This is a genomic window from Cellulomonas hominis (assembly GCF_005239125.1).
GTDB classification, from domain to species: domain Bacteria; phylum Actinomycetota; class Actinomycetes; order Actinomycetales; family Cellulomonadaceae; genus Cellulomonas; species Cellulomonas hominis_A.
Map to the genome: position 1 here is coordinate 1 of NZ_SZYE01000174.1, position 8,551 is coordinate 8,551.

At 74.1% G+C, this 8,551-nt stretch carries 8 protein-coding genes and 1 pseudogene; 8 read left to right on the forward strand and 1 reads right to left on the reverse strand.

The window, feature by feature from the left end; genetic code table 11:
- The first annotated feature begins 865 nt into the window (after positions 1 to 865).
- The 8 genes from rpsB (at position 866) to dxr (ending at position 7,997) form a co-directional block, all read left to right on the forward strand.
- The gene (gene rpsB / locus FA014_RS15990; protein WP_154730644.1) at positions 866 to 1,852 is read left to right on the forward strand and encodes a 30S ribosomal protein S2; all 987 of its coding nucleotides are present in this window, start codon (positions 866 to 868) and stop codon (positions 1,850 to 1,852) included.
- A 44-nt stretch (positions 1,853 to 1,896) separates the two neighbouring features.
- Positions 1,897 to 2,742 carry a translation elongation factor Ts gene (tsf, locus tag FA014_RS15995; protein WP_154730645.1) on the forward strand — a complete coding sequence of 282 codons (846 nt, stop codon included), beginning with the start codon at positions 1,897 to 1,899 and terminating at the stop codon, positions 2,740 to 2,742.
- Between the two features lie 91 nt (positions 2,743 to 2,833).
- The gene (gene pyrH / locus FA014_RS16000) at positions 2,834 to 3,553 is read left to right on the forward strand and encodes a UMP kinase (RefSeq protein WP_154730646.1); all 720 of its coding nucleotides are present in this window, start codon (positions 2,834 to 2,836) and stop codon (positions 3,551 to 3,553) included.
- 61 nt (positions 3,554 to 3,614) lie between these two features.
- On the forward strand, positions 3,615 to 4,172 hold the full coding sequence (gene frr, locus FA014_RS16005) for a ribosome recycling factor (RefSeq protein WP_154730647.1): 558 nt from the start codon (positions 3,615 to 3,617) through the stop codon (positions 4,170 to 4,172).
- Complete coding sequence (locus FA014_RS16010) at positions 4,172 to 5,029, forward strand: phosphatidate cytidylyltransferase (RefSeq protein WP_154730648.1); 858 nt, start codon at positions 4,172 to 4,174, stop codon at positions 5,027 to 5,029. Before frr ends, FA014_RS16010 begins: the two co-directional genes overlap by 1 nt.
- Before the next feature lie 75 nt (positions 5,030 to 5,104).
- Positions 5,105 to 6,229 carry a 23S rRNA (adenine(2503)-C(2))-methyltransferase RlmN gene (gene rlmN, locus FA014_RS16015; RefSeq protein ID WP_154730649.1) on the forward strand — a complete coding sequence of 375 codons (1,125 nt, stop codon included), beginning with the start codon at positions 5,105 to 5,107 and terminating at the stop codon, positions 6,227 to 6,229.
- On the forward strand, positions 6,230 to 6,787 hold the full coding sequence (locus tag FA014_RS16020; RefSeq protein ID WP_154730650.1) for a DivIVA domain-containing protein: 558 nt from the start codon (positions 6,230 to 6,232) through the stop codon (positions 6,785 to 6,787).
- A 25-nt stretch (positions 6,788 to 6,812) separates the two neighbouring features.
- Entirely contained in the window at positions 6,813 to 7,997 is a 1,185-nt protein-coding gene (gene dxr, locus FA014_RS16025; protein ID WP_154730651.1) for a 1-deoxy-D-xylulose-5-phosphate reductoisomerase, read from the forward strand.
- A gap of 153 nt (positions 7,998 to 8,150) precedes the next feature.
- Here the strand turns inward: dxr and FA014_RS20140 are convergent.
- A pseudogene (locus FA014_RS20140) lies at positions 8,151 to 8,551 on the reverse strand (hypothetical protein); the annotation flags it as partial.

Sequence of the window (8,551 nt, forward strand, 5' to 3'; positions counted from 1 at the left end):
GCCGGGGCGGTTCGCGGTGCGCGACGGGCGGCTCGAGGTGCGGCTGGCCCGGCAGGTCGCGGCCGGCGACCCGGTCACGAGCAGGTGGCGCGCGGGCGCCGGCAGGGCCCCGGCGACCGCGAGCAGCAGCGCGGCGGCCAGGACCCGGCGGGGGAGCGTGACGGCGGACATGACCTCGAGGGTGCCCCGGACCGATGACCGGGGTGCGCCCCAGGGGGAGGCGCCTGGGGACCCCACGCGTCGGGCGCCCTGTGGAGGACTCGGCGCCCGCCCCCGGCCCGGCTCCCCACGCCGCCGCGCGCCCGCCGCCCCCGCCCCCCACGCCGCCCTCCCCGCCCTCCCGACCCACCCGACCGCCGACAACCGCCGAGAGTGCACTCGTTGCGGGGTTCAGCGGCTTCCAACCCCGCAACGAATGCACTCTCGGCGGGAGCTGTGCGTGGGAGCGACGAGTGGGCGGGAGTGGTGGGTGGCGGTCGCGCGGCGGGAGCGGTGCGGGGGGTGCGGCGGGTGCAGCAGGGGCAGCGGGTACCGTCGGGGGTCGCGCACGTCACGCCGTCCCGGCCCCGCCCCCGGTCCGGGCGCTGGCGCAGGTCCGGTAGACTCCTTCCTGCGACCGGTGCGTGCCGGTCGACATCGCGCGTCATCACCGACGCTCACACCCCACCTCGCTCCGGCGGGGGAGGTGCGTGCGGAGGGCCGGCGCCGGCAGCGGTCCGGGTCCCACGGGGCCCGGTGTCGGCAAGGGCGTGGCGCCAGGGGTGCGTCCCGACCGGGAGGCGCCGACAACCGGACGAGCGGGTGCGCCGAGGCGGGCCCGCGATCACTGTGCGCGCCCCCGACGCGGGCGCGCGGAAGGACCACCATGGCCGTCGTGACCATGCGCCAGCTGCTCGAGAGCGGTGTCCACTTCGGGCACCAGACCCGCCGCTGGAACCCCAAGATGAAGCGCTTCATCTTCACCGAGCGCAACGGCATCTACATCGTCGACCTGCAGCAGTCGCTGTCCTACATCGACCGCGCGTACGACTTCGTCAAGGAGACGGTCGCCCACGGCGGCACCATCCTGTTCGTCGGCACGAAGAAGCAGGCGCAGGAGCCGGTGGCCGAGCAGGCCGCCCGCGTCGGGATGCCCTACGTCAACCAGCGCTGGCTGGGCGGCATGCTCACCAACTTCCAGACGGTGAACAAGCGCCTGCAGCGCCTCAAGGAGCTCGAGCTCATCGACTTCGACGACGTCGCGGGGAGCGCGTACACGAAGAAGGAGCTCCTCATCATGCGTCGCGAGAAGGACAAGCTCGCGAAGACGCTGGGCGGCATCCGCGACATGACCCGGACCCCGTCCGCGGTGTGGATCGTCGACACCAACAAGGAGCACCTGGCCGTCGACGAGGCGCGCAAGCTCGGCATCCCGATCGTCGCGATCCTCGACACCAACTGCGACCCGGACGTCGTCGACTACCCGATCCCGGGCAACGACGACGCGATCCGCGCCGTGCAGCTGCTGACCCGCGTGATCGCGGACGCGGCCGCCGAGGGCACGCTGCAGCGTCACTCGGGCCGCCAGGGCGGCGCCGAGGCCGCGTCGGCCGAGTCCGAGCCGCTGGCCGAGTGGGAGCGCGAGCTCCTGGCCGGTGCCGAGGAGTCGCTGGCCGCCACGCAGGCGACCGCCGACGAGGCCCCCGCGGGCGAGGCGACCCCGGCCGAGGGTGCTGCCACCCCGGGCCAGGACGCCGCTCCGGCCGTCGAGGCCGCTGCCGAGGCCGCCGCCACGGAGACCGCCGCCGCCGAGGCCGCGACCGAGACCGAGTCCGCCGCTGCCGAGTCCGAGGGCGACGCCGAGTCCAAGTGACCCGGCCCGCTCATCGCACGCACTGACGAGTTAGGACGGAACAGATGGCCAACTACTCCATGGCCGACATCAAGGCGCTCCGCGAGAAGACCGGCGCGGGCATGATGGACGTCAAGAAGGCGCTCGAGGAGGCGGAGGGCGACGCCGACAAGGCGCTCGAGATCATCCGCGTCAAGGGCCTCAAGGGCGTCTCCAAGCGCGAGGGCCGCTCGGCCTCCGACGGCCTGGTCGCCGCCGAGGTCGTCACCGCCGGTGACGGCGAGGACGAGGTCGGCGTCATCGTCGAGGTGAACTCGGAGACGGACTTCGTCGCCAAGAACGCCACGTTCATCACGCTGTCGGAGAAGGTGCTCGCCACGGCGGTCGCCTCCGGCGCCCGTGACGCCGACGCGCTGCTGTCCGCCGACGTCGACGGCAAGTCGCTGCAGGACGTCGTCGACGAGACGGCCGCCGTGCTCGGCGAGAAGGTCGTCGTGCGCCGGGTGGCCCGCGTCGCCGGCGAGAAGGTCTCCGTCTACCTGCACAAGGTGAACAAGGACCTCCCCCCGCAGGTCGGCGTGCTCGTCGCGACCGACGCCAAGGGCGCCGAGGTGGCCCGCGACATCGCGACGCACGTCGCCGCGTTCTCGCCGACCTACCTGACCCGCGACGAGGTCCCGGCCGAGACGGTCGAGAACGAGCGCCGCATCGCCGAGGAGACCGCCCGCAACGAGGGCAAGCCCGAGGCCGCGCTGCCGAAGATCGTCGAGGGCCGCCTCAACGGGTACTTCAAGGACGTGGTCCTGGTGGACCAGCCGTTCGCGAAGGACCCGAAGAAGTCCGTCGCCCAGGTGCTCGCCGAGGTCGGCGGCACGGTGACCGGCTTCGTGCGGTTCCGCGTCGGCGCCTGACCACGCCACACCCGGTGGCCCCGGCCCGTACGGGCCGGGGCCACCGGTGCGAGATCCGCGCAGCCACCCGCCGACGACCTGGAGGAACTTCATGACCGAGACCCAGCCGCGACGGGTGCTGCTGAAGCTGTCGGGCGAGGCGTTCGGAGGCGGGTCGATCGGCCTGGACGCCGGCGTCGTGCGCCGGGTGGCCGCCGAGATCGGGGCCGCGGTCGCCGACGGCGTGCAGGTCGCGATCGTCTGCGGCGGCGGGAACTTCTTCCGCGGTGCCGAGCTCGCCCAGAACGGGCTCGACCGGGCGCGCGCGGACTACATGGGCATGCTGGGCACGGTCATGAACTGCCTGGCGCTGCAGGACTTCCTGGAGCAGGCCGGCGTGGACACGCGCGTGCAGACCGCCATCACGATGGGCCAGGTCGCCGAGCCGTACATCCCGCTGCGCGCGATCCGGCACATGGAGAAGGGCCGCGTCGTGATCTTCGGCGCCGGCGCGGGCATGCCGTACTTCTCGACCGACACCGTCTGCGTGCAGCGCGCCCTCGAGACGCACTGCGACGAGGTGCTGATGGGCAAGAACGGCGTGGACGGCGTCTACACCGCGGACCCGCGCACCGACCCCACGGCGACGAAGCTCGACCACCTCACCTACACCGAGGCGATCGTGCAGGAGCTGGGCGTGATGGACTCCACCGCCCTGTCGATGTGCCGCGACAACGGCGTGCGCATGCGGGTGTTCGGGCTCGAGGAGCCGGGCAACGTCACCCGGGTGCTCCGGGGTGAGAAGATCGGGACGCTGGTCACCGAGGACTGACCGCCCGGCGCCCCGCCCGGCAGCACGCCACCACGCTGGACCAGAACGACAAGGAGCAACCGTGATCGACGAGATCCTCCTCGAGGCCGAGGAGAAGATGGACAAGGCCGTCGAGGTCGCCAAGGAGGACTTCGCCGCGATCCGCACGGGTCGTGCGAACGCGGCGATGTTCAACAAGATCACGGTCGACTACTACGGCAGCCCGACGCCGCTGCAGCAGCTGGCGTCGTTCAACGTCACCGAGGCGCGCACGATCCTCATCTCCCCGTTCGACAAGTCGTCGATGCAGGGGATCGAGAAGGCGCTGCGCGACTCGGACCTGGGCGTGAACCCGACCAACGACGGCAACGTCATCCGCGTGACCCTGCCGACGCTGACCACCGAGCGCCGCAAGGAGTTCGTCAAGCTGGCCAAGACCAAGGCCGAGGACGCGCGCATCTCGGTGCGCAACATCCGCCGCCGCGCCAAGGACGACCTGGACCGCCTGGTGAAGGACGGCGAGGCCGGCGAGGACGAGGTCGTGCGCGCGGAGAAGGAGCTGGAGTCCGTCACCAAGCGGCACGTCGACCTGGTCGACCAGCTCCTCTCCTCCAAGGAGAGCGAGCTGCTCGAGGTCTGATGTCGTCCCAGCCCGCTGTCGCCCCGGCGCCCGGCACCTCGCGTGCCGGGCGCGACCTGCCCGTCGCCGTCGCCGTCGGCCTCGGGCTCCTGGTCCTCGTCGCCGCCTCGTTGTTCGTCCGCCGGGAGGCCTTCGGCCTGATCGCGGTCGCGGCGGTCGGCGCCGGCCTGTGGGAGCTGGCGCAGGCGTTCGCCCGCCGCGGCGTGCACATCCCCGTGCTGCCGCTGCTGGTGGGGGACGTGGGCATCCTGGTCTCCGCGTACGTCGCGGGGATGGAGGCGCTGTTCGTCGCCTTCGTGCTGACCGTCGGGGGCATCGTCGTCTGGCGGGTGCTGGACGGCAGCGGCCCGCGGGCGGTGCGGGACGCGACGTCCGGCGTGTTCGCGGCGGCGTACCTGCCGCTCATGGCCGGGTTCGTCATGCTGATGCTGGCGGCCGAGGACGGCGCGATGCGGGTGGCGCTGTTCATCCTGCTGTGCGTCGCGAACGACACCGGCGGCTACGTCGTCGGCGTGCTGATCGGCCGGCACCCGCTGGCGCCGTCGGTCAGCCCGAAGAAGACCTGGGAGGGCCTGCTCGGCTCGGTCGTGCTGGCCTCGGTGGTCGGCGTGCTGGGCGTGCACCTCATGTTCGACGGGGACCCCGCCGTGGGCGCGCTGCTGGGCGTGGCCACCGTCGCGGTCGCGACGCTGGGCGACCTGGGGGAGTCGCTCATCAAGCGCGACCTCGAGCTCAAGGACATGGGCACCCTGCTGCCGGGGCACGGCGGCATCCTGGACCGGATCGACTCGATGCTGCTGGCCGCCCCGGTGGTCTACCTGCTGCTCGAGGCGTTCCAGCCCGTCGCCGGCTCCTGACGCCGCACCGCCGGCTCCCAGCCGGCACCCAGCACCACCCGACACGATCACCACGACGCCCCCGAGGAGGACCGCGTGAGCGCCACGCCCGTCGCACTCAATCTGTCGGCCCCGACCCGCGGGGCCCGCGGCAAGCCGCCGAAGCACTTCGTCGACCTCACGCCCGAGCAGCGCGTGGAGGCCGTCACCGCGCTCGGCGAGAAGCCGCTGCGCGCGAAGCAGCTCGCGACGCACTACTTCAGCCACCTGACGGTCGACCCCGCCGCGATGACGGACCTGCCCGCCGCGACCCGCGACAAGCTGGTCGAGGCGCTGTTCCCGCCGCTGCTCACCGCGGCGCGGACCCTGCAGGCCGACGGCGGCACGACCGTCAAGACCCTGTGGCACCTGTTCGACGGCGCCAAGGTCGAGTCCGTGCTCATGCGGTACGCGCACCGGTCGACGCTGTGCGTGTCCAGCCAGGCGGGCTGCGGCATGGCCTGCCCGTTCTGCGCCACCGGGCAGCTCGGGCTCACCCGCAACCTGTCGACGGCGGAGGTCGTCGAGCAGGTGCGCGCCGCGGCGGCCGCGCTCGAGGCCGGCGAGGTCCCCGGCGGACCGACCCGGCTGTCGAACGTCGTGTTCATGGGCATGGGCGAGCCGCTCGCCAACTACAAGACCGTCATGGAGACGGTGCGCCGCATGGTCGCGCCCGTCCCGGACGGCCTGGGCATGTCCGCGCGCAACATCACCGTGTCGACCGTCGGCCTGGTGCCGGCGATGCGCAAGCTCGCCGGCGAGGGCATCCCGGTGACGCTGGCGCTGTCGCTGCACGCGCCCGACGACGAGCTCCGCAACGAGCTGGTGCCGATCAACACCCGGTGGAGCGTCGCCGAGACGATCGACGCCGCCTACGAGTACTTCCGGGCCACCGGACGCCGGGTGTCCATCGAGTACGCGCTGATGCGCGACATCAACGACCAGGCGTGGCGCGCCGACCTGCTGGGCACCGAGCTCAACCGGCGCGGCCGCGGCTGGGTGCACTGCAACCCCATCCCGCTGAACCCCACGCCCGGGTCCAAGTGGACGGCGAGCGATCCCGCGGTGGAGCAGGAGTTCGTGGCACGCTTGCGCGCACACGGCATCCCGACCACCGTCCGGGACACCCGTGGGTCCGACATCGACGGTGCGTGCGGCCAGCTGGCGGCTGAGGAGGACTGAATGAGCGGCGGCGCCATGTTCCGGCGTGTCACCGGGATGCGGACGGGGTACCACCCCGAGGAGGTCGACGACTTCTTCACGCACGCCCGGACGGTCTACGAGCAGGGCCCTGCCGGCGCGCTGTCCAGCCGTGACGTCCGGACCGTCGCGTTCGACCTCGTCCGGCACGGGTACTCCACCACGGCGGTCGACGCCGCGCTCGACCGCCTGGAGGCGGCGTTCGTGGCCCGGTCCCGCGCCGACTTCATCGCCGACCGCGGCCGTCAGGCGTGGATGGAGACGCTCGCCGAGCAGGCCCGGAGCCTGTACGGCCGGCTGACGCGTCCCGCGGGTGAGCGGTTCGCGCACCCCAAGGGCCGCCAGGCGGGCTACGACGCCGCCGAGGTGGACGCCCTGTGCGACCGGCTCGTCGCGTACTTCGACACCAACGCGCCGCTCAGCGCGCAGGAGGTGCGCTCCGCGGTGTTCGCCCGCCGCAAGGGCGCCCGCGCCTACGCCGAGGGGCCGGTCGACGCGTTCCTCGAGCGCGCCGTGGACGTGCTGCTCGCCGCGGAGTGACCTCCGCTCGGGCAGGATGGGGCGGATGAACCCGCGCACCGTCGTCCTGCTCGGCTCCACCGGATCGATCGGCACCCAGGCCGTCGACGTGATCACGCGGAACCCGGACCGGTTCCGGGTGACCGGGATCAGCGCCGGGGGCTCGGACCCCGTGGCGCTCGCGCGCCAGGCGGTGGCGCTCGGCGCGCAGACCGTCGCCGTGGCCGACCCGGACGCCGCCGGCACGGTGTTCGCGGAGGTCGTGCGCGCGTCCGCCGACGCGGGCCTGCGCCAGGTCGGCGTCGAGGTGCTCACGGGCCCGGACGCGGCGTCCCAGCTGGCCGCCCGCGGTGCGGACGTCGTGCTGAACGGCATCACCGGGTCGGTCGGGCTGGGGCCGACCCTCGCCGCGCTGGGGTCGGGGAGCGTGCTGGCGCTCGCCAACAAGGAGTCGCTGGTGGCCGGCGGCCCGCTGGTCCGGGCCGCGGTGCAGCGCCCCGGGCAGGTCGTCCCGGTGGACTCCGAGCACTCGGCGATCGCGCAGTGCCTGCGCGGCGGCCGGCGCGCCGAGGTCCGGCGGCTGGTGCTCACCGCGTCGGGCGGGCCGTTCCGCGGCCGGAGCCGCGCCGAGCTCGCGGACGTGACGCCCGAGCAGGCGCTCGCGCACCCCACCTGGTCCATGGGGCCGGTCGTGACGATCAACTCGGCCACGCTCGTGAACAAGGGGCTCGAGCTGATCGAGGCGCACCTGCTGTTCGACGTGCCGGTCGCCGACATCCAGGTGGTCGTGCACCCGCAGTCGGTCGTGCACTCGATGGTCGAGTTCGCCGACGGGTCGACCGTCGCCCAGGCCTCCCCGCCGGACATGCGGCTGCCCATCGCGCTCGGGCTGTCCTGGCCCGACCGGCTGCCCGACGCCGCCGCGCCGGTGGACTGGACCCGCGCGGGCGCGTGGGAGTTCGAGCCGCTGGACGAGGACACCTTCGGGGCCGTCGGCCTGGCCCGGGCGGCCGTCGCCGCGTCCGCCACGCACCCCGCGGTGTACAACGCGGCGAACGAGGAGGCCGTGGCGGCGTTCCTGGCCGGGCGGCTCGGGTTCCTCGGGATCGTGGAGACGGTCGAGGAGGTGCTGGCCGCGCACGACGGCGGCCCGGTGCGGGACGTCGCGGACGTGCAGGCGGCCGAGGACTGGGCGCGGGCCCGCGCGAGGGAGCGCGTCGCGGCGCGCTAGCTGCCCGGGGGTCGGGGTGACCCGGGTTCCGAGACCGGTGCTTCGTGCCGAGATCGGTGCGTGGGAGTGCCGATCTCGGGCGCAGGCACCGATCTCGGCGACCGGGTGGGCAGCGCGCGGTGGGAGGGGTGCGGGGTGCGCGGCCCGGGCGGCTCAGCGGTCGTCCGCGCCGGGGGCGAGCCGGCCCCGGATCCGTTCCGCGAGCGTCCCGCCGGCCCGCCGCGGGGCCGACGCGCGCGTCCCGCGCCCCGGGGTCCCGCGGACGACCCACGGCAGCCGGGTCAGCGCCCCGTCCGCGCCGGTCAGCAGCTCCGCGAGCGTGCGCCCCGCGAGGTTCCCGGCCGCCACGCCGTCGTCGCCGGTCCCGTCGGCCCACGCGAGCCCCGCGTCGGCGTCGAACCCCAGCGCCGGCACCGGCCCGCCGGACAGCGCGACCCCCCACGCGTGGGTGGTGCGCGCGGTCACGCCCTCGGGCAGCAGGTCGGCGAGGGCCCGGTGCAGCCGCCGCACGGCCGCGGGCTCCAGGCCGGATGCGGCGGCGGGCCGCCGGGGGC

What these genes read in the sequence shown, in the direction of transcription:
- rpsB (WP_154730644.1), top strand. Translation starts at nt 866, where the DNA reads ATGGCCGTCGTGACCATGCGCCAGCTGCTCGAGAGCGGTGTCCACTTC.
- tsf (WP_154730645.1), top strand. Translation starts at nt 1,897, where the DNA reads ATGGCCAACTACTCCATGGCCGACATCAAGGCGCTCCGCGAGAAGACC.
- pyrH (WP_154730646.1), top strand. Translation starts at nt 2,834, where the DNA reads ATGACCGAGACCCAGCCGCGACGGGTGCTGCTGAAGCTGTCGGGCGAG.
- FA014_RS16010 (WP_154730648.1), top strand. Translation starts at nt 4,172, where the DNA reads ATGTCGTCCCAGCCCGCTGTCGCCCCGGCGCCCGGCACCTCGCGTGCC.
- FA014_RS16020 (WP_154730650.1), top strand. Translation starts at nt 6,230, where the DNA reads ATGAGCGGCGGCGCCATGTTCCGGCGTGTCACCGGGATGCGGACGGGG.
- dxr (WP_154730651.1), top strand. Translation starts at nt 6,813, where the DNA reads ATGAACCCGCGCACCGTCGTCCTGCTCGGCTCCACCGGATCGATCGGC.